Raw genomic sequence first — 18,704 nt, forward strand, 5'->3', positions numbered from 1 at the left:
CACCACTCTCTCGGTGACAGGGAGCGAGACATGCGTAACGACCAGGCCGGTTTCTCCACGCGGGCGATCCATGCGGGCTATGATCCCGCCGATGAGCACGGGGCGCTGACGCCGCCGGTGCACCTGACCTCGACCTTCGCCTTCGAAAGCGCCGAGGCCGGCGGCGAGATGTTCGCCGGGACGCGGGAAGGGCATTTCTACTCGCGGATCTCCAACCCGACGACCGACCTGCTGGAGCGGCGCCTGGCCAGCCTGGAGGGCGGCGAGGCGGCCGTCGCCACGGCCTCGGGCATGGGGGCGATCACCGCTACGCTGTGGAGCTTCCTGCGGGCCGGCGACGAGGTCATCACCGACCAGACGCTCTATGGCTGCACCTTCGCCTTTCTGCGCGACGGCCTGACCCGGTTCGGCGTGACGGTGCGGACCGTCGACATGACCCGGCCCGAGGTCCTGGCGGAGGCGATCTCGAACAAGACCCGGATCGTCTATTTCGAGACCCCGGCCAATCCGAACATGCGCCTGGTGGACATCGCCGCGATCAGCCGGATCGCCCGCGACGCCGGCGCCAAGGTTGTGGTCGACAACACCTACGCCACGCCGGTCCTGACCCGGCCGCTGAGCCTGGGCGCGGACATCGTCGTCCACTCCGCGACCAAGTATCTGGGCGGTCACGGCGACCTCATCGGCGGCGTCGTGGTCGGCGGCGTCGAGGACATGGGTCGCGTGCGCCTCGTCGGGGTGAAGGACATGACCGGCGCGGTGATGTCGCCATTCACGGCCTTCCTGGTCATGCGGGGCCTGAAGACCTTGGCGCTGCGCATGGCCCGCCACAGCCAGAGCGGGGAGGCCGTCGCCCGCTGGCTGGAGGCGCACCCGGCCGTCGCGCGGGTGTTCTATCCGGGCCTGCGAAGCTTTCCGCAGCGCGCCCTGGCCGAACGCCAGATGAGCGCCGGCGGCGGCATGGTCGCCTTCGAGCTGAAGGGCGGCCACGCGGCGGGCGTGGCGATGATGAACCGTCTGTTGATGATCCGTCGGGCCGTGTCGCTGGGCGACGCCGAGACCCTGATCCAGCATCCGGCCAGCATGACCCACTCGCCCTATTCGCCCGAGGAGCGGGCGGCGGCGGGCATCGGCGAGGGGTTGGTGCGGCTGTCGGTCGGGCTGGAGGACGTGGCGGATATTCTGGAGGATCTGGAAGCGGCGCTGGCGACCGCGGCTCCCCCGCTGGGGGAACCATCCGCGAAGCCGACCGAGGGCGCCATCTCCGCCTAGCGCGGAGGGTGATCTCAGCAGTCCAGGAACTTCACCTCGTCGGCCGCGTACTTCATGTCGCTGGCGCTGAAGAGGCCCGACAAGCCGAGCAGGGTGCAGCGGCCGATGGTCAGGTACACCGGAATGGTACGCACATACGCGCCCATGCGGCCCTTGTCGGAGAACCGTCTGCCGAACGCCGCGCGGTCCAGCAGGTCGCCGATGCGCTCCATCAGGGGGCTGTTGATATAGACACCGCCGCGGGCGGCGAACATCAGGGCCGCGTCGCCGGAGAAGGCGCCGAGCAGGGCGCTGAAGATCGACACCGCCTCGCGGGCCCGCGCGTCGCCGTCACGGGCGCGGGCCAGGATCACGTCCTCGCTCTCGGTATCGCCGCCCAGCGCCATATGGATGTCGGCCAGTCCCTGCTGCGACAGGAAATGTTCGGCCGAGACCCGGCCGTACTTGATCTGCAGGGCCGAGAAGACCGGGATCTCGCGCGCCTCGCCGGGCGTGAAGTCGATATGGCCGCCTTCGCTGACCACCGGGACCCAGCCGTCGTTGCGATGTGGCGAAAGGCCCGCGACGCCGAGGCCCAGATTGGGGCCGATCACCGCGATCGGCGCGTTCTTGGCCGGCTTGCCGTCGTGGATCAGGGTCATGGCGGTGTTCGCCAGGCGCGGCGCGCCCAGCGCGCAGGCGGCGAAATCGTTGAGCAGGGCCACGCGCGGGGTCTTGAGCACCGCTCTCAGCCACGACTGGGTCACCGTGAAATCGCCAGCCGTCAGGGCGATCGCGCCATCGATCTCCGGACCCGCGCCGCAGATCGCCGCCCCGACCAATTCGCCATGGCCGTTCTTGGAGAAGGCGTTGACCAGGTGCCGCTCCAACTCGCGCAGGGAGCCGCACGCCAGCTCCTGGTGCGCGCGCGGTGGATCGCCAGGCCGCACGACCGCCAACGCCAGGTCGCGCCCGTTCACGTCGGCCAGCAAGACCGATCCCTTAGCCATGTCGCTTCCTCGCATGGCCGGATCTTCCGTCCGGCTTCGAATGAATACTGTTGTACCGGTAACATGGACCGGCAAGAGGAAGATATCCCCGAATACCGACGTTATGACAAGGCTGTCACCGCCGACAGTCAAAACCCGCTTCGAGTTTTGGGCGCGTTAACCTTTACGACTAAAATCCTAAATTTAGACGGCCGATTAACCGCGGCGTGCGTTTATCCCCGCATGGCGAAGTACGCGTCAGAAGGCGATCAAGATCGACGGACAGCCGTCCGTATTCAAACTCAGAGGTCCGGCAAGATCCTGTGCGGCGCCTTCGCGTGGGATTGCGTGATCCGCGATCTGTCGAGCGGCGGCGCGCGGATCCAGATGCTGTCGGGCGCCGCCCCGCCGGGAAAGGCGCAGCTGATTGATCTCGTCGCGGGCCTGGCCCACGACGTGACCGTGGCCTGGCAGCGCGACCGCGAGGTGGGCATGCGGATCGTCCGCACCTACGACCTGCGCGGTCTCACCCCTTCCGTCGCCGGCGCCGCCAAACGGATCTGGCTCGCCTCGCGATCAGACGCCTCCACGGGCTGACGTCCTGAAAACGAAAAAGACCTCGGCCCGCCCGCCGAGGTCTTCTTGTCCGCATCAGCGCTTAGGGCTGGCGGGGCTTGGCGTCAGGCGGTTTCGCGGGCCGCCTCGTCAGCCATGGCGCGCACCAGGTCGAGGACCTGACGACGGACGCGGCCGCGACCGATGCGCGGGAACACCTCGGCCAGTTCCAGGCCTTCCGGCGTGGTCAGGAACTCCTGAACCACCTTTTCGGCGTGCTGAGCGGCGTCGTCGACTTCCGCGCCGCTCATGGGATCGGCCAGGCCGTCGAAGAAGAACGACACGGGGACCTGCAGGGTCTTGGCGATCTCATAAAGCTTGCTGGCGCTGACGCGATTGGCGCCGCGCTCGTACTTCTGCACCTGTTGGAAGGTCAGGCCCAGGCTGTCGGCCAACTGCTCCTGGCTCACGCCCAGCAGCTTGCGACGCATGCGGACGCGGCCGCCCACGTGCAGGTCGACAGGGTTGGGGCGTCGGCCTTCGGTTTCTTCGCTCATCTGTTTTTCCGCCTCCAACGGTTGTTCAGGGAAAATGACACGACCGTGACGTCGGCGGAAGCTGGGGCGTTCATAGCGCGGCGTTACGTCGCGACGGTTTAGCTGGCCTCCCCGATCCGCGGAAGTTAGCCGTCCGGACAACGATTCGCCGCCAACCGAAGGGTGATCCGCTGCCGTCCTGCGCGAGTGGGTCGTACGCCGCGAACCCCTAGGCGTTGAGGGGCGAGGCGCCGGAGCGGTGGTCCCAGATGCGTCGCGCCTGGCCGGTATTGTCATGCAGGCGGAACAGGGTCTCGGCGGCCAGGGTCTCGTCGCGCGGGGCGCCGGCGCTCAGCTGGGGCGTCATGGCCCGGGTCACCTGGCGTTGCACCGAGGCCAGATCGCCGAACGCCATCAGGTCCAGGGCGTCGATTTCGTAGCCGATCGGCGACTCGCGGCCGATCGCCTCCAGCACGCGATCCAGCAGATCCCGCGAGACGGCGATCTCGGAGCCCGCCACCACGCCGTACGCGTAGGGGCGCGGAATGCCGACCAGGCGAGTGTCGATCGGCGAGTTGAGGATGCCGGGATAGAGCCGCATGTCGATCATGCCCACGAAGCGGGTCACGCCGTGGCGAAGAGCCAGCTCGAAGGCGGCGGCCCAGCACTCGAACACGCGCTCGCCACGACCGGGGCCCTTGCGCCGGCGATAGGCCTCGGTGGTGAACAGGCGCGAGGCCTCCCAGACGTCGGGTCCCTTCTTGGGCGTTTCGCCGGGCGCGATCAGGTGAGCGAACTTGTCGGCCAGCATGCAGCGGTCGTCGGTGGGCCGCAGGCGCAGGCCGACTTCCAGCTCCAGGGCGTCGTTGAAGCCCAGCAGATAGACGGCGCGGTGGTCGTCATAGTCGTCGACCTCGCCGCCATCGAGGACGACCAGATCGACCCAGCCGTTCTTCTCGACGCACTGGCGCCGGCGTTCCTCGTGCATGGCCCAGAGCTGAGGGCCATAGAGATGGCGGTTCTCGGAAGTGACGATGTGGATCATGGCCGGCCCCCTTACTGGCGTGGACGGCCTGCATTAGGGGACATGATCCGGCGAACGCGCGATAGGCCAAACGGCCTAAGCCCTACGCGCGGAGGGTGCTTGCCAGGGCCGCGAGGGTCTGGGTTAGAGTTTGGAGAGCAGCCCCAACTCGCCGGCCTTGAGCACGGCTTCCTGGCGCTTGACCACGCCCAGCCGCTTCTTGGCGGCCTCGATGTGGTGATGGACCGTGCGCGGCGACAGCTCCAGGATCGCGCCGATCTCCCAGTCCGTCTTGCCGCGGCTGGCCCAGTACAGGCACTGGGCCTGGCGTTCGGAGATGATCCCGTAATCCGGGCTGCCGTCCTGCATTTCCCAGTGCTTGAGCATGATCGTGCCGAACACCGTGGCCAGGCTGTCGATGACCGCGCGCGCGGTCGGGTCGGTGGCGGGGGCCTCGGTCGACATGCGGATCAGCACTTCCTGGCCGGCCGGGCCGAAGACGCGCACGACATAGCCGTCGTTCATGCCCAGCTCGGAAGCCTCGCCCCACATGGACTGGGCGCGGCCGTCGCCCAGCGGCTTGGCGTCCGTCCAGGCGAACGACCGCGGCGATTTCAGGAGGAGCTTCACGCACGGATCGTGGACGACGTAGCGCTCGCTCCAATAGCGCTGGTCCCAGGCCTCGAAGTCGCGGCGGCTCAGCGTCGGCGGCTCCTTGCCGTAGTGCTCGGCATTGACCAGGGTGGCGCAGAACTTGTCGTAGCCGAAGGCCCCGATCGCTCGGGCGAAATGGGTTTCCACCTCATGGGCCGAGCCCAGGTGCGGCGCCTGGCTGAGAAACGCCCAGGCCTGTTGTTCCGCCGTATTCAGCACTCGAGACGCTCCGCACTCACGCTGAGGGCGAAGCTAGGCCGGGATACGCCTCGGCGACAAGCGCGCGCTATCCAGGGTAGCGTCGGAAACGGGCGTCGGATTGTAGCGGAATGCGCGGGGCGCGGCCTTTTTAGGCGGCCTCTTCCTCGCCGTCTTCGTCCTCGCCCAGCAGGGCGCTCAGCACGGTGGCCAGACGCTCGGGCTTGATCGGCTTTTCGACGACGTCCTGCATGCCGGCGGCGATGTAGGTCTGGACGTCGGCCGGGTCGGCGTTGGCGGTCAGGGCCACGATCGGCACGCCGCCGGCGCGGCCGCCCATCTCGCGGATGGCGCGGGTCGCGGCGATGCCGTCCATGCGCGGCATCTTGATGTCCATCAGGATCAGATCGTAGCGGCCGCCCTTGGCCATCTCGACGGCCTCGACGCCGTCGACGGCCTGCTCGGAGGTGCACTCGAACATGTCGCACAGCGCCTCGGCGACCATGCGGTTGGTGGCGTTGTCGTCGACGATCAGGATGTGGGCGGCGCGGGAGGCGACGGCCTGCTCCTCGTGGATCTCGGCCTCGGCCGCAGCCGCCGCGAGCGTCAGGCCGAAGCCGACGGTCAGGCCGGCGCCGCGATTGGCCTCGGCGTGCAAGGGACCGCCCATGGCGCGCAGGACGCGGTGAGCCAGGGCCATGCCGACGCCCAAGGCCATCTCGTTACGGTCTTGCAGGCTGGAGGGGCCCAGAGGGTCGTTGATCCGGGCCAGGCGCTCGTCGGCGTGGCCCTCGGTGTTGTCGCGCACCAGGCCTTCGAGGCGGATGTGGTCGCCTTCGGCGCGGGCGGTCAGGCGGGTCTCGATCATGCCGCGGCCGGCGGCCAGGGCGTTCTCGATCAGGATGTCGAACACCTGCAGCAGGCGCTCGCCGTCGACCTCGACCCCGCATTCCGGATCGCCGTTGTAGGAGACCAACAGGGTGGAGCCGCCCTCATGGGCGCGTTCCGCCCAGCGGGCCTCGACCGCGTCGGCCAGATCGCGCAGGCGGGTGGGCGTGGGGGCGAAGGTCAGCTGGCCGCGGGACGAGCGGTGCAGGTCGATGGCGCGGTTCACCGTCGCGCCCATGTCGCGGCTGGTGTCGCCGATGGCGCGCACGAACGCCGAGGCGTCCGGCGTCAGGCGCTGCTGCTCGAGGCGTTCGGTGATGGCCAGCACGCCGTCCAGGTGTGCGCCGATGTCGACGGCCATGCGCTCGGCCATGCCCATGGCGTCGCGGGCGTCGCGTTGGCGGCGACGGTGAGAGGCCAGCAGCGAACCCAGGCCGCCGACGCCCATATAGCGGCCAGCGGCGTCCACGGCGATATAGGCGGTGCGGAAGACGGGCGTGGGACTGTCGGCCAGGGCGTTGACGAAGCTGCTGGCGTCGGTCTGGGCCGCGACGATGCGCGGCGCGGTGTCCATGACCTCGGAGATCGGTTTGCCGGCGAGGGTGTCCTCGGCGACCCGCATCATGCCCTGCAGCACGTCGCGATAAACCAGGCCGATCGGCGCGCGGTCGGCGTCGACGATCGCCAGCGCCGGCTTGGCCGGATCGGCGTCGAACATCGCGGCGGCCTCGGCGCAGGACGTGCCGGGGGCGATCGGGTCGCTCAGATCGATCAGACGGTAAAGCGTTTCCATGCGGCGCTTCGCTGGGACTTGGAAGGACAACTTGCCCCGGCCGGCCTTGCGGAGTCGTTAAGTTGGACGCGGTCACGACGCGGTAATCGTGGGAAATCGCTCATCTTTCCGTCGAGCCCCCGGCGCCCGGCCAGAAAAGGGCGGCGGAGGACCCGCCGCCCCGTCCGTTTCTTGCGTAGCTGGACTTACCAGGACTTGGTGATCGACACGCCATAGAGGCGCGGCTCGGCGGTGATCACATTGGTGAACAGGCCCGAGCTGTCGTCGGTGGTGTAGGCGTCGACGATCGGCGTCTTGTTGCCGATGTTCTTCACATAGGCGTCGATCGAGACCCCCCATTCCGGCTTTTCGACCTTCAGGGTGATGTTGCCGTTGTCCCACGACTTCAGGCGGTCGTACTCGGTGTTGTACACGCGAGCGAACTGCTTGCTCTGGCGGTAGTAGTCGCCGCGCAGGGTGGCGGACCAGCCGGAGGGCAGGTCGAAGGTGTACTGGGCGCCGAGCGAGGTGGTCCAGTGCGGCGAGTTCGGCAGCTCATTGCCCGACAGGTTGGCCGCCGTGCCTTCGATCGAGTAGCCGGCCCCGTAGGTGTAGAGGCCCGTGGCGTTGGCCAGGAACGCCGCGGTGGGCGCGGGGAGGCCCGCGCCGCCGGCCGCGGCCGGGGCCGACAGGAACGCCTGATAGGCCGCCGCCCCCGAGCAGGCCCAGGGCAGGGTGGCCCCGGCGCCGGCGCCCAGGATGGTGGCGACGCCGGCGGTGGCCAGCACGCAGTTGGCGCCGACGGCCGACGAGTTCGGACCCACCTTCACGACCGTATAGGCCGGGTTGGACTGGGTGCGGTTCATCGTGTCGATCGAGGTGACCCCGTCGCCGATCTTGGTGTGCAGATAGCCGATATTGGCGTTCAGCTTCAGGTTCCGCACCGGCGACCAGATGCTCTCCAGTTCGAAGCCGTAGACCTTGGCGTCGACGTTCTCGTTCACCGAGGTGCGGTTCACGATCTTGGAGATCTGGTAGCCCTTGTAGTCGTACGAGAAGCCCGTGGCGTTGATCAGCACGCTGCCGCCGGCCAGGGTGTTCTTGGCGCCGATCTCGATGGCGTTGACGAACTCGGGGTCGAAGGTCTGGCGGATGCCGACGGCGCCGGCCGGAACGCCAGGATTGATGCCGCCGCCCTTGTAGCCCTTGGAATAGAAGGCATAGAGCAGGGTGTCGTCGGTGAAGCCCAGATGGGCCTTGTAGTCCACGCCGACGCGGCCCGTGGTCTCGTTGAAGCGGGCGCGCTGGTCCGGGTTGCTCGGGTTCAAGGTCAGGCCGTAGCCGGGGGCCAGCAGGACGGTCGAGTAGTTCTTGACCGCCTTCTTGTCGCGGGTCTGGCGCAGGCCCAGGGTGAACTTCAGGTCCTCGCTGGCCTGATAGTAGAGCTCGCCCATCACCGCGTCCGACACCAGGGTATAGGGCGTGCGGTTGTCATAGTAGTTGTGGCCGTCGCCGGTCGGGTCGGCCGCCGTGTCGATCCCGATGCAGTTGGCGGTGGTCGCCGGGTTGCAGTTCGGATTGCCGGTCTTGGAGAAGTTCAGGGCCAGCGACGACAGGGTCAGCGAGTTGCCGATCACGTAGTAGTCGGTCAGCGTCCGGTAGGTGAAGTGAATGGCGCCGACGGTGAAGTTCAGCGGGCCGTCGAAGGCCGACTGCAAGCGAAGTTCCTGGCTGAACTGTTCCGAACGGCCGGACGAGACGTCGATGGTCGTGAACTTGTTCGTATTGCCCACCTGCGGGTCGTTGAAGAACCCGCCCGGCGTGAAGGGCGTGTTGTTGAAGGGGACCGGCGAGACGTTCCGGTTGTAGTCCTGCTTCGTATAGACGCTGCCCTTGCTGTAGGCGGTCATCGAGGTGGCCGTCAGGGCGTCGGTCAGGTCGTAGGCCAGGGTGAGCTGATAGACGTTCGAGCCCGACCGGTAGAGCGGATCCAGCGCCGTCTCGATCTCGCGCAGGTTCGTCGAGGTGGTGTCGCCCAGGTTCGTGTCGCCCGAGGTGAAGCCGAAGATGTTGCCCAGAAGGCCGGTCAGCGTGCCCGAGGTGTTGACCGTGCCGTAGGCGCTGGAGCCGTACAGCGAGGCCGGCAGACAGCCCTGGGTCAGGAAGCCGCGCGCCGCGCCCGTCGGCACGCCGCCCACCGTGGCCGGGCCGTTGTCCTTGGTGCAGAGCTGCTTGCCGGTCCGCGCGCGGTTGTCGTTCTCGTGGAAGCGTTCCCACAGGAAGTTGGTGCGCAGCTTTTCGGTCGGGTTGAACATCACCTGGACGCGGGTCGAATATAGGTCCCGATCGTCGACGACGTGGTTGTTGAAGGTGTTGGTGACGAAGCCGTCGCGCTTCAGCGAGGCGCCCGACAGGCGGACGGCCAGCTTGTCGCCGAAGATCGGCACGTTGACCATGCCGCGCAGCTTGACCGAATTGTAGTTGCCGTACTCGGCGCGGACATTGGCCTCGAACTGGTCGGTGGGCTTGGCGGTGATGACATTGACCACGCCGCCGGTGGCGTTGCGGCCGTAGAGGGTGCCCTGCGGACCACGCAGCACTTCCACGCGCTCCACGTCGTAGAATTCGGCCTCGAACAGGTTGCCCGACTGCATCGGGGCGTTGTTCAGGTGGACGCCGACGCCCTGGTCGGCCGAGGCGCCGACGGCCTTGGCCCCGATGCCGCGGATCTGGAAGTTGAAGCTGTTGGTGAAGTTGCTCTTGGCGAAGGTGACGTTGGGGATCGCCTGCTGGAGGTTCGGGCCGCCGTCGATCTTCTGCGCCTCGAGGGAGTCCTGGCTGAACGCCGACACGGCGATCGGCACGTCCTGGAGCGCTTCTTCCTTCTTCTGAGCGGTGACGACCAGCTCTTCGATGACGGTGGTGTTCTGTTGCGCCGGCTTGGCGGCCTGCTGGGCGAACGCGGGGACGGCGAAGCCGGAGATCGCGACCGCCGAAGCGCCCATGACCAATAGGCTCCGCATACGCAGAGTTTGCGACATTGAATTCCCTCCCTGGACCCCGGCGGCGCCTTATGGATGGAGCCTGCTGGGGCCGATGTTTCCTCGGCGCCGTACTGTTCTCACCACGTGGGCGTACGGCGAACCCATCGCAGCATTCGGAGATTGCATACTTGCGTTTGAAAGCTGTCAACTGGCCTGATCGTAAGTGAACGGCGATAGGTTACGCCTTTTCACTTTCGGGCGGGGGTGTTCTCCTGAGGCGGGTAAGTTTCCATCTAATTAGAAGATCGAGTTTGGCGCTTCCGTAGGGGAAATCGCGGCCCATGATCGCGAAAATATCTCGCAATGGCGAGATGCGTCGAGGATTCGCGGTCGAAAGACTTCGCCTTGGTTCGTCGGCGGAGTATCGCGTGGGGCGCCGCCGTTGAACCCTGGCGGTTCCGGCGCGGCCTTGCCTCGTGTAGAGGAGGGGCCATGTTCCCCCTTTTCCACCTTGAGAGGCTCGCATGAGCCCGACCACGTCGCCTGGCGCGCTTGTTCTCTTCTCCGGCGGTCAGGACAGCAGCGTCTGCCTGGCCTGGGCCCTCGAGCGCTATGAGCGCGTCGAGACGGTCGGCTTCGACTATGGCCAGCGCCATGCGATCGAGATGGAGGCCCGTCAGGCCGTGCGCCGCGAGGTCGCCGCCCGCTTTCCGCAATGGGCCGGCCGCCTGGGCGACGACCACGTGCTGGACATCAGGAGCTTCGGCCAGGTGGCCCAGTCGGCCCTGACCGCCGACCGCGCCATCGAGATGACCGAGCGCGGCCTGCCCTCGACCTTCGTGCCGGGCCGCAACCTGGTGTTCCTGATCTACGCCGCCGCCCTGGCCGATCGCCGGGGGATCGAGGCCCTGGTCGGCGGGATGTGCGAGACCGACTTCTCTGGCTATCCGGACTGCCGACGCGACACCCTGGACGCCCAGCAGAACGCCTTGAACCTGGGCATGGACCGCGACTTCCGGGTCGAGACCCCGCTGATGTGGCTGACCAAGGCCCAGACCTGGGCTCTCGCCAAGACGCTGGGCGGCGAGGACCTGGTCCGGCTGATCGTCGAGGAAAGCCACACCTGCTACCAGGGCGAACGTGGCGAACTCCACGCCTGGGGCCATGGCTGCGGGACCTGCCCGGCGTGCGAGCTGCGCGAGAAGGGCTATGTCGAGTGGGACGTGGCGGGGCGCCAGTCCCTGCCCGAGGAGCCGCCGGCGCGATGACCTACTCCGTCAAGGAGATCTTCCTGACCCTGCAGGGCGAGGGCGGCCAGGCGGGCAAGGCGGCGGTGTTCTGCCGTTTCGCCGGCTGCAACCTGTGGACCGGCCGCGAGCAGGACCGGGCCAAGGCCGTCTGCGCCTTCTGCGACACCGACTTCGTCGGGACCGACGGCGAGAACGGCGGCAAGTTCGCCACGGCCGAGGATCTGGCCGCCGCCGTCGAGGCCCAGTGGACCGGCGGACCGGACAACCGCCTGGTGGTCTGCACCGGCGGCGAGCCGTTCCTGCAACTGGATGAGGCCGCCATCGCGGCGCTGCGCGCGCGGGGGTTCCAGATCGCTTGCGAGAGCAACGGCACGCTGCCGGCCCCGGCGGGAATCGACTGGATCTGCATCAGCCCGAAGGCCGACGCGCCGGTGGTCCAGACCTCGGGGCAGGAGCTGAAGCTGGTCTATCCGCAGGACAAGGCCATGCCGGAGCGCTTCGAGACCCTGGATTTCGAGCGGTTCTACCTGCAGCCGATGGACGGTCCCGATCGCGACCGCAACACCCAGCTGGCGGTCGCCTATTGCCTGGCGCATCCGCAATGGCGCCTGAGCGTCCAGACCCACAAATATCTGGGCCTGCCCTAGGCCTAAGCGCTAGCGGCGATAGTCGTCGCGATCGCGATCCTTCTTGCCGTCGCCCGGGATCACCGCCTTGCCGGTGGCGACGACCGCCTTGCCCGCGCCGCCGACGACCGCGCCGGTGACGCCGATCGCCGTGCCGGCCACGGTCCCGACGGCGGCCGCCGCGAGGCAGCCGGTCTGCGAAAGCGCGACCATCGTCAGGATGGCGGCCAGGGGCGCGACGCGGGAAAGCGGAGCCAGGCGGCGAAGGGTCATGGTGAAGCTCGTGAAACGGTGTTCACCACGTTCTAGCCGGCCAAAGGTTTAAATTCTCCGCGTCGGATGGCCGCGACCCGCCTGGGCGTCGTCCACATAGAGCGCCCGCTTGTCGTCTTCGCGCCTGCGCTCGCCCCGGTAGCGCGGATCGGCGCGACGGCGACGGTCAGGGCCGAAATAGTCGCCCGCGCGGACGAACGGGCGGGGGTTCTCGATCAGCAGGGTCAGACGGTGGATGACCCCGCGCGCCGTGACCGGCTTGGTGAGGAACTCGTTGACCCCGGCGTCGCGCGCCTCATGCACCCGGCGCTCGGTCGAGTGGCCCGTGATCATCACGATCGGCACGAACGGGTTGGGGCTGTCGGGCGACTGGCGGACCAACTGGACGAAATCGATGCCGTCGAGGCCGTTCATCGACAGGTCGGTGAACACCACGTCGATCGCGGTGGAGCGCAGGATCGCCAGCGCCTCGGCGCCGTCCATGGCCTCGAACACATAGCGCACGCCGATCGCCCGCAGGATCTCGATCAGCAGCATTCGCATGTGCTGGTTGTCGTCGACCAGCAGGATCTTCAGGAGATCGAACCGCACGCGCCGAGTCCCCTTCTCATCGCGTCACGCATCACAACCTTAGCGTGCCGCGTTCGCGCGCCAAGGGATATGCGGGTTGAGCCTTACGCCCGCAATCGTGTGCACGTCAACCCGAAAGCTGAACCTAATCAGAGGGCGAGGGTCAGAAACCGTGGTTTCTGCGCCTTGACCCCGCGGTCAGCGGCTCGCGCCAGGCGCGAACACGTGGCCGCCGGTCTGGCCGCGATGACGCAGGAAGGCGTCGGCCAGCACGCAGGCGGTCATGGCCTCGACCACCGGCACGCCGCGAATGCCGACGCACGGGTCGTGGCGGCCCTTGGTGCGCAGGTCGATCTCCTCGCCCGCCTCGTTGAGGGTCTGGCGCGGGATCAGGATCGACGAGGTCGGCTTGAAGGCCACGCGCGCCACGACCGGCTGGCCGGTCGAGATGCCGCCCAGCACGCCGCCGGCGTGGTTGGACAGGAACATCGGCTGGCCGTCCTCGGACAGGCGCATGGCGTCGGCGTTGTCCTCGCCCGTCAGCGCGGCGCTGGCGAAGCCCTCGCCGATCTCGACGCCCTTGGCGGCGTTGATCGACATCAGGGCGGCGGCCAGTTCGGCGTCCAGCTTGCCGTAGAGCGGCGCGCCCCAGCCGGCCGGCACGCCGGTGGCTTCCACCTCCACCACCGCGCCGGTCGAAGAGCCGGCCTTGCGGATCGTCTCCAGATGCTCTTCCCAGACCGGGATGATCGCGGCGTCGGGCGACCAATAGGGGTTCTGTTCGGTCTGGTCCCAGTCCCAGTTCTCGCGATTGATCGCGTGCGGGCCGATCTGCACCAGGGCGGCGCGGATCGTCACGCCCGGGATCACCAGCCGCGCCACCGCCCCGGCCGCCACGCGCGCCGCCGTCTCGCGCGCCGAGCTGCGGCCGCCGCCGCGATAGTCGCGCACGCCGTACTTGGCGAAATAGGGATAGTCCGCATGGCCAGGGCGGAAGGCCTGGGCGATCTCGCCATAGTCTTTGGACCGCTGGTCGGTGTTCTCGATCATCAGGCTGATCGGCGTGCCGGTGGTCCGCTGGCCGTTGGTGCGTTCGTCCTCGAACACGCCCGACAGGATGCGCACCGCGTCCGGTTCCTGGCGCTGGGTGACGAACTTGCCGTTGCCCGGTCGGCGCTTGTCGAGGAACCCCTGGATCATCTCGGCCGTCAGGGCGATGCCCGGCGGCACGCCGTCGACGACGCAGCCGAGCGCCGGGCCGTGGCTTTCGCCCCAGGTGGTGACGCGGAACAGGTGACCGAAGGTGTTGTGCGACATGGGGCGGCTTCTAGCGGAAACGGACGGTCCGGGCAAAGCCGCCAGGCGTGACGCTCAAGCTCGAATGCTCGTTTGAATAGAATTGAAATGAAAAGAACTTATAGATTGTATTTCGGCGGGTGGTTGGTACCTTGGCGCTCGGCGTCGCCCCCCAGAAACCGGGACGCGCCGATCGCTCACGAAAAACCGATGGGAGAAGGAAATGACCAGTGGTGTGGCGAACTTTGCGGGTGACTGCGGCGAGTGCTCCGACCGGGGCAAGTATCACACGGCGACCTGTCCCGGCGGCATGCAGGTGGGGCAGTCGGCGACGGTGAACGGCAGCTCGCCGCAGAACTGCGTCGTGGCCAACGACAAGGGTACGGTGTTCGGGATCGAGCTCCTGTCGAACGCCGGCTTCTACAGCTACCAGGTTCGCGTCGACGCCCAGGGGCCCAGCGGCGCCTTCAGCGGTTCGATGTACCTGGCCTTCGAGGACGAGACGCACGACGTCTACTATCTGAGCATCTACTCCTCGCGGCGTGAGTCCCACACCGTGTCGTTCAACAGCAGCTCGCCCAACATCATCGCGATCTACTGGAGCGACTACGATTTCACCGTGAAGACCGGTGACGCCGCGCGCGCCAAGGCCGACTTCAAGGTCCTGAGCCCGGCCTGACACGGCTCGGCGCCGGCGGCGGGGGCGCGACCTCCGCCGCCTAGCCGCGCGCCTTCGCGATGCTAGAGGCCGGGCTTGAGGAAGACGTTCAGGGTCACGCGCGGCTTGCCTTCGGCCGCGTGGTTGACGACGTCCAGCCGCTCGATCGCCCCGTCGGGCAGGGTGGTGGGATCGAAGCCGGCCGGCGGGGTGTCGCCGTTCAGCAGCACCGTCGTCTCGGGCGCCTTGAGCCGGCCGCGGACCTGGACGTGGCCGTGATAGGTCGAGACCTGACCGTCCGGAACCTTCAGCCTGCCCTTGACGATCTCGGCATTGCTGACGCGGACCATGTCGGAACGGATCTCGACATACTGGCCGCTGCCGTTGTCGCTGATGACGGTCCGGCTGCCGCGCTGGTTCTCGCCTTGCTGGGCCAGGGCGATCGAGCCGCCGGCGATCAAGGCCAAGGCGAGCAGGCTGGCCAGGCCCAGCAGGGCGCGGCGGGTGAAGCTGGCGGGGTCCTGGGGATGGGTGATGGCTCGCAGGCGCATGGCGGTCGGCTTTCGTCCTTTGCCGGTGAAGGCGGGATGCAGGGCGGGGGCGGCGCGGCCGCGCAACACCGCGATCAGGGCCTCGGCATAGCCGTGGCGGTCGGCGGGGCTGGCGCCGTCCAGGGCCAGGGCGTCGCTCAGCTCCTCGCGGGTGGCGGCGGCGCGAGCGCGGATGGCGGCGAACGGCGGGACCATCCAGAACAGCCCGCCCAGCAGGTGCTCGGCCAGCAGCCGCCAGTTGTCGCCACGCTTCAGATGCGCCAGCTCGTGGGCGCAGATCGGCACGAGGCGGTGGACATCCAGCCGTTCGACCAGCTCGGCGGGCAGCAGGATGACCGGTGTCGTCAGGCCGGCCAGCAGGGGCTGGTCGATCACGTCGCTGACCTTCACCTCGGGCCGGCCGGTGTCCAGCCGGCGGGCGGCGGCGCGGACGGCAAGGGCCAGCTCCTGTGAGACGGGACGGGCGTCGCGGACGATGCGCTCGAGCTTGGCGCGACCGGCGATCTGGCGGGCGCCCGCGACGGCCAGGCCGCCCAGCGCGCCCAGGATCAGCACTGTGCCCAGCATCTCGCCGGTATTGACCGCCGGCAGGGCGCGAGTCGACAGGTCATGGACCACGGCGCCGGCGGTGGCTGCGGCGCGGGTGGTCATGGCGACCTGATAGACCGGATCGGTGGTCTCCCGGGGCAGGGCCGAGACGCCGACCATCAGGGCCAGCACCGTCGGCGGCAGGGCCACCGCCCGGTTCCAGGCCTTGACCCGGGTCAGGGGATCGCCGGTCAGCCGGTCGGCGGCCTTGCCGAGCACCCAGCCCAGTCCGCTGGCCGGCCAGGCGGCGGCCAGGCCGAGGGCGGCGGAGGCGAAGAGCGCGTTCATGGGATCACTCCACGAGCTCGAGATCTATTTCAGCGGGTCGTTCAGAACGACGTTGACGGTCGGATTGCCGGACTTGGCGTTGGTCACTTCCACGCGCTGGATGACCCCCACCCGCAGGTCGGCGGGCTGGAACCAGGGTGAGGCTATCGCGCCGTTGACCTTCACGACCACGTTCACCGGGTCCAGCCGGCCCCGCACCTCGACGTCGCCGATGAAGACCACCTTGTCTTCCTTGAGCGAGGTCTCCTGGCTGTCGGCCCGGACCTCGATCCCGGTCAGCTTCGACTTGGGGCGAGGATTGGGCTGGGGATTGGGTTGTGGGTTCGGGTGTGGGTCGGGATGGGGATCGGGTCGCGGGTTCGGGTTGGGTCCCGCGCGCACCCGCGTCGGCGTCATCGGCGCGAGCGCGGGCAAGGGCGAGGACGCTTCGGCCGCCGCCGCGGGAGCCGTCGGGGTCTGGGGCGGCAGAGCGGGTCCGGCCGCGACGGCGTCCCGGGCGGGAGCGGCTTCGGCCGCCGCCGGTGCAGCGGGGGCCGGGGCGGCGTCCAGGGCCGCCGCCGCTTCCACCGCTGGCGCGGCGTCCTCGGCGGCGATGGCCGCCACGGCCTCCGCGGCCGCGACCGTCTCGGGCGAGGGCGGCGGCGCCAGGCGGCGAGCCTGGGCGGCCAGGGCCAGCGAGCCGGCGCCGGTGGCGGCCGCGAGCGCGACGCCCAGCGCCAGCGTCAGGCCGACCCGCAAGCTCGAGGCGCGGCCTCGCGGCTGCAGGATCGCCGAGAGGCGCAGGGCGGCCAGATCGCGGTCGCGACCGGTGAAGGCCGACTCGAAGGCCAGTCGCGGCGAGGGCTGGGCGTTCATCCTCAGGGCCTCCACCAGCACGCGGGCGTAGTCGCGGCGGGCTTCCGGCGCGGCGCCGTCCAGGGCGGTCAGGTCGCAGACGGCTTCGCGCGCGGCCAGCATCCGGCCGCGCAGGGCCTTGACCGGCGGGACCAGCCAGAACAGGCCCGCCAGGGCTTCCTCGGCCGGGATCCTCCAGTTGTCGCCGCGACGCAGGTGCGCCAGCTCATGGCCGCAGACCAGCTCCAGCCGGCGGGTGTCGGCGCTTTGCGCCAGCGCCTTGGGCAGCAGGATCACCGGGCGGCGGGCGCCGGCCAGCAGCGGTTCGGAGACGGCGTCGCTGATCCGCACGCGCGGTGCGCTGACCCGCAGGCGGGCGGCGCGCAGGCGGACGGCCTCGACCAGGGCGAAGTCCTGGCACGGTTCGGCGGTCGCGCGGACCTTGGCCAGGCGACGGTGACCCCGCGTCCAGCGCCAGCCGCGCGTCAGCAGGCCGGCGGCCGAGAGGCCGACCAGGCTCCAGGCCAGGCCATTGGTCAGGGCGGGGGAGGGAGCCCACGACGGGGGGGCGGATGTCGGCTCGGTCGGGGCGATCGTCTCGACCACGGCCATGCGGACCGGTCCCGGAGCGCCCGAGGCGGCCGGCGCGGCCTTCTCGATCGACGCCGGGGCGAAGGTCAGGGCGATGGTCGCGGCCAGGGCGCCGGCGGGCAGCGCGTAGGCCAGGCTCCAGGCGGCGGCGCGCGGGCGCGGATCTTCGGTCAGGCGCTCGACCACGCGGCCCAGGCCAAAGCCCAGGGCGCCGACGGGCCAGGCGGCGATCAGCCCCAGGGCGGTGGAGGTCAGCAGCGGATGCATCACTTCTCCTCTCCAGTGGCCTTGGACCCGGCGGTGTTGAGCAGGGCTTCCAGTTCCTCGATCTCGGTCTCGGACAGGATCTGGCTGCCGGCGAAGGCCGAGGCGGGCAGGCGGCCGTCGATCTCCAGCAGGCCCCGCAGGCGGTTCAGCACGCCGCCGATCACGTCGACCTTGGCCGTCCGGGCCTCATAGACCGCCAGGCCGTGCACCGAGCGGCGGACCAGCAGGCCCTTGGCCACCATCCGCTCCAGCACGGTGCGGGTGGTCGAGGCGCTCCAGCCCAGCTCGGGCTCGATCAGGCCTTGAGCCTCGCGGGCGCTCATGGCGCCGCCGCGCCAGAAGGCCTTCAGCACTTCCAGTTCCAGGTCGGAGGGTTCGGTCATGGGGCGTGGACCTCAGTGATGTCACGGGTACGCTACAAATGTCACGAGCTCGCGTCAAGCGTGGTGATCGACGTTCTCTAGTGACAGGCGTGACAGCTTAGTTTACGTGTGTACATCTAAATTACGTGCGTGAGTTCAGGCATGGCGAGCGACCAAGTCCGCATTGTCAAAGTACCGCTCGAGGGGCGGGCGCCCAGCCGCTGGCGCTGGGTGGCGGTCGCTCTCGGTTTCGCGGTCCTGATCGGCTTGGGCTTCGCGATCATGGCGCGCCATGACAGCGCGGTTCAGGTCCAGCGGGACGCCTTCTGGCGCGTCGAGGGCCCGCCCTGCGCGCCGCTGGAGCCCCTGACCTTCCGCAGCCTTCGCAGGCTGCCGCAGGCCACGCCCTATGACGACGTGTTGTTCCGGCGCCTGGGCGGGACGATGACCTGCACGCATCTGATCGACCGGACGGGCGGCGCGGCGGAGCGCTATCCGGTCTGCAAGTTCACCGCGCCCGACTATCTGGTCGTGTCGGTCGGAGGCCGTGACCGGTTCTTCGACCTGACCGGCGGTCACGCGGCCGCCGTCGAGGTGCGCGGCGGCCAGGTGCGTTGCGCGGTCATCCCGCCGTTCCGGATGTAGTCGCCCGCTTGCGCGTTCCGCATTCTCATAGCAAGCTATATAGCGTGCTATGAG

18 protein-coding genes are annotated in these 18,704 nt (G+C 68.8%); 6 read left to right on the top strand and 12 right to left on the bottom strand.

Annotation, left to right across the window (positions count from 1 at the left end; all coding sequences use genetic code 11):
* Positions 1-30 precede the first annotated feature (30 nt).
* On the top strand, positions 31-1,272 hold the full coding sequence (locus EIK80_RS05005; protein ID WP_125155895.1) for a methionine gamma-lyase: 1,242 nt from the start codon (positions 31-33) through the stop codon (positions 1,270-1,272).
* A 14-nt stretch (positions 1,273-1,286) separates the two neighbouring features.
* Here the strand turns inward: EIK80_RS05005 and EIK80_RS05010 are convergent, their stop codons facing one another.
* Positions 1,287-2,261 carry a glucokinase gene (locus EIK80_RS05010; RefSeq protein WP_125155896.1) on the bottom strand — a complete coding sequence of 325 codons (975 nt, stop codon included), beginning with the start codon at positions 2,259-2,261 and terminating at the stop codon, positions 1,287-1,289.
* 222 nt (positions 2,262-2,483) lie between these two features.
* Between EIK80_RS05010 and EIK80_RS05015 the strand changes: the two genes are divergently transcribed.
* Positions 2,484-2,837, top strand: a complete 354-nt coding sequence (locus tag EIK80_RS05015) for a PilZ domain-containing protein (protein WP_125156608.1) — start codon at positions 2,484-2,486, stop codon at positions 2,835-2,837.
* An 83-nt stretch (positions 2,838-2,920) separates the two neighbouring features.
* Here EIK80_RS05015 and EIK80_RS05020 read toward each other — a convergent pair whose 3' ends face one another.
* From EIK80_RS05020 to EIK80_RS05040, 5 genes are all read right to left on the bottom strand, one after another.
* Positions 2,921-3,352: a helix-turn-helix domain-containing protein gene (locus tag EIK80_RS05020; RefSeq protein WP_125155897.1), complete on the bottom strand. Its 432-nt coding sequence runs from the start codon at positions 3,350-3,352 to the stop codon at positions 2,921-2,923.
* Positions 3,353-3,560: 208 nt separating this feature from the next.
* On the bottom strand, positions 3,561-4,376 hold the full coding sequence (locus EIK80_RS05025; protein WP_125155898.1) for an acyl-homoserine-lactone synthase: 816 nt from the start codon (positions 4,374-4,376) through the stop codon (positions 3,561-3,563).
* Between the two features lie 123 nt (positions 4,377-4,499).
* Complete coding sequence (locus tag EIK80_RS05030; RefSeq protein WP_125155899.1) at positions 4,500-5,228, bottom strand: LuxR family transcriptional regulator; 729 nt, start codon at positions 5,226-5,228, stop codon at positions 4,500-4,502.
* A 130-nt stretch (positions 5,229-5,358) separates the two neighbouring features.
* Entirely contained in the window at positions 5,359-6,888 is a 1,530-nt protein-coding gene (locus tag EIK80_RS05035; RefSeq protein ID WP_125155900.1) for a response regulator, read from the bottom strand.
* 185 nt (positions 6,889-7,073) lie between these two features.
* Positions 7,074-9,908: a TonB-dependent receptor gene (locus EIK80_RS05040; protein ID WP_125155901.1), complete on the bottom strand. Its 2,835-nt coding sequence runs from the start codon at positions 9,906-9,908 to the stop codon at positions 7,074-7,076.
* Between the two features lie 467 nt (positions 9,909-10,375).
* Here EIK80_RS05040 and queC point away from each other — a divergent pair, with 467 nt between their 5' ends.
* Both queC and queE read left to right on the top strand, forming a co-directional pair.
* On the top strand, positions 10,376-11,119 hold the full coding sequence (gene queC, locus EIK80_RS05045) for a 7-cyano-7-deazaguanine synthase QueC (protein WP_125155902.1): 744 nt from the start codon (positions 10,376-10,378) through the stop codon (positions 11,117-11,119).
* Positions 11,116-11,748, top strand: a complete 633-nt coding sequence (gene queE / locus EIK80_RS05050) for a 7-carboxy-7-deazaguanine synthase (RefSeq protein WP_125155903.1) — start codon at positions 11,116-11,118, stop codon at positions 11,746-11,748. Before queC ends, queE begins: the two co-directional genes overlap by 4 nt.
* Positions 11,749-11,757: 9 nt before the next feature.
* Here queE and EIK80_RS05055 read toward each other — a convergent pair whose 3' ends face one another.
* The 3 genes from EIK80_RS05055 to aroC form a co-directional block, all read right to left on the bottom strand.
* On the bottom strand, positions 11,758-12,000 hold the full coding sequence (locus EIK80_RS05055; RefSeq protein ID WP_125155904.1) for a hypothetical protein: 243 nt from the start codon (positions 11,998-12,000) through the stop codon (positions 11,758-11,760).
* Positions 12,001-12,048: 48 nt separating this feature from the next.
* Positions 12,049-12,591: a response regulator gene (locus tag EIK80_RS05060; protein WP_125155905.1), complete on the bottom strand. Its 543-nt coding sequence runs from the start codon at positions 12,589-12,591 to the stop codon at positions 12,049-12,051.
* Between the two features lie 177 nt (positions 12,592-12,768).
* Positions 12,769-13,887 carry a chorismate synthase gene (aroC, locus tag EIK80_RS05065; RefSeq protein ID WP_125155906.1) on the bottom strand — a complete coding sequence of 373 codons (1,119 nt, stop codon included), beginning with the start codon at positions 13,885-13,887 and terminating at the stop codon, positions 12,769-12,771.
* A 202-nt stretch (positions 13,888-14,089) separates the two neighbouring features.
* Between aroC and EIK80_RS05070 the strand changes: the two genes are divergently transcribed.
* The gene (locus EIK80_RS05070) at positions 14,090-14,545 is read left to right on the top strand and encodes a hypothetical protein (protein WP_125155907.1); all 456 of its coding nucleotides are present in this window, start codon (positions 14,090-14,092) and stop codon (positions 14,543-14,545) included.
* A gap of 62 nt (positions 14,546-14,607) precedes the next feature.
* Here EIK80_RS05070 and EIK80_RS05075 read toward each other — a convergent pair whose 3' ends face one another.
* The 3 genes from EIK80_RS05075 to EIK80_RS05085 are packed head-to-tail and all read right to left on the bottom strand — an operon-like array spanning position 14,608 to position 18,026.
* Entirely contained in the window at positions 14,608-15,951 is a 1,344-nt protein-coding gene (locus tag EIK80_RS05075) for a M56 family metallopeptidase (RefSeq protein WP_125155908.1), read from the bottom strand.
* Between the two features lie 24 nt (positions 15,952-15,975).
* Positions 15,976-17,643 carry a M56 family metallopeptidase gene (locus tag EIK80_RS05080; protein WP_125155909.1) on the bottom strand — a complete coding sequence of 556 codons (1,668 nt, stop codon included), beginning with the start codon at positions 17,641-17,643 and terminating at the stop codon, positions 15,976-15,978.
* Positions 17,643-18,026: a BlaI/MecI/CopY family transcriptional regulator gene (locus tag EIK80_RS05085; protein ID WP_125155910.1), complete on the bottom strand. Its 384-nt coding sequence runs from the start codon at positions 18,024-18,026 to the stop codon at positions 17,643-17,645. Before EIK80_RS05085 ends, EIK80_RS05080 begins: the two co-directional genes overlap by 1 nt.
* 141 nt (positions 18,027-18,167) lie before the next feature.
* On the opposite strand from EIK80_RS05085, the gene EIK80_RS05090 reads away from it, so the two are divergent.
* Positions 18,168-18,650 (top strand): hypothetical protein, encoded by a 483-nt coding sequence (locus EIK80_RS05090; protein WP_125155911.1) that lies wholly within the window; start codon positions 18,168-18,170, stop codon positions 18,648-18,650.
* Positions 18,651-18,704: the final 54 nt, after the last annotated feature.

Source organism: Caulobacter sp. 602-1, assembly GCF_003931565.1.
Taxonomy (GTDB): Bacteria; Pseudomonadota; Alphaproteobacteria; order Caulobacterales; family Caulobacteraceae; genus Caulobacter.

What these genes read in the sequence shown, in the direction of transcription:
- aroC (WP_125155906.1), bottom strand. Translation starts at nt 13,887, where the DNA reads ATGTCGCACAACACCTTCGGTCACCTGTTCCGCGTCACCACCTGGGGC.
- EIK80_RS05025 (WP_125155898.1), bottom strand. Translation starts at nt 4,376, where the DNA reads ATGATCCACATCGTCACTTCCGAGAACCGCCATCTCTATGGCCCTCAG.
- EIK80_RS05085 (WP_125155910.1), bottom strand. Translation starts at nt 18,026, where the DNA reads ATGACCGAACCCTCCGACCTGGAACTGGAAGTGCTGAAGGCCTTCTGG.
- EIK80_RS05090 (WP_125155911.1), top strand. Translation starts at nt 18,168, where the DNA reads ATGGCGAGCGACCAAGTCCGCATTGTCAAAGTACCGCTCGAGGGGCGG.
- EIK80_RS05070 (WP_125155907.1), top strand. Translation starts at nt 14,090, where the DNA reads ATGACCAGTGGTGTGGCGAACTTTGCGGGTGACTGCGGCGAGTGCTCC.
- EIK80_RS05010 (WP_125155896.1), bottom strand. Translation starts at nt 2,261, where the DNA reads ATGGCTAAGGGATCGGTCTTGCTGGCCGACGTGAACGGGCGCGACCTG.
- queC (WP_125155902.1), top strand. Translation starts at nt 10,376, where the DNA reads ATGAGCCCGACCACGTCGCCTGGCGCGCTTGTTCTCTTCTCCGGCGGT.
- queE (WP_125155903.1), top strand. Translation starts at nt 11,116, where the DNA reads ATGACCTACTCCGTCAAGGAGATCTTCCTGACCCTGCAGGGCGAGGGC.
- EIK80_RS05055 (WP_125155904.1), bottom strand. Translation starts at nt 12,000, where the DNA reads ATGACCCTTCGCCGCCTGGCTCCGCTTTCCCGCGTCGCGCCCCTGGCC.
- EIK80_RS05005 (WP_125155895.1), top strand. Translation starts at nt 31, where the DNA reads ATGCGTAACGACCAGGCCGGTTTCTCCACGCGGGCGATCCATGCGGGC.
- EIK80_RS05075 (WP_125155908.1), bottom strand. Translation starts at nt 15,951, where the DNA reads ATGAACGCGCTCTTCGCCTCCGCCGCCCTCGGCCTGGCCGCCGCCTGG.
- EIK80_RS05035 (WP_125155900.1), bottom strand. Translation starts at nt 6,888, where the DNA reads ATGGAAACGCTTTACCGTCTGATCGATCTGAGCGACCCGATCGCCCCC.
- EIK80_RS05020 (WP_125155897.1), bottom strand. Translation starts at nt 3,352, where the DNA reads ATGAGCGAAGAAACCGAAGGCCGACGCCCCAACCCTGTCGACCTGCAC.
- EIK80_RS05040 (WP_125155901.1), bottom strand. Translation starts at nt 9,908, where the DNA reads ATGTCGCAAACTCTGCGTATGCGGAGCCTATTGGTCATGGGCGCTTCG.
- EIK80_RS05080 (WP_125155909.1), bottom strand. Translation starts at nt 17,643, where the DNA reads ATGCATCCGCTGCTGACCTCCACCGCCCTGGGGCTGATCGCCGCCTGG.
- EIK80_RS05015 (WP_125156608.1), top strand. Translation starts at nt 2,484, where the DNA reads ATGGCGAAGTACGCGTCAGAAGGCGATCAAGATCGACGGACAGCCGTC.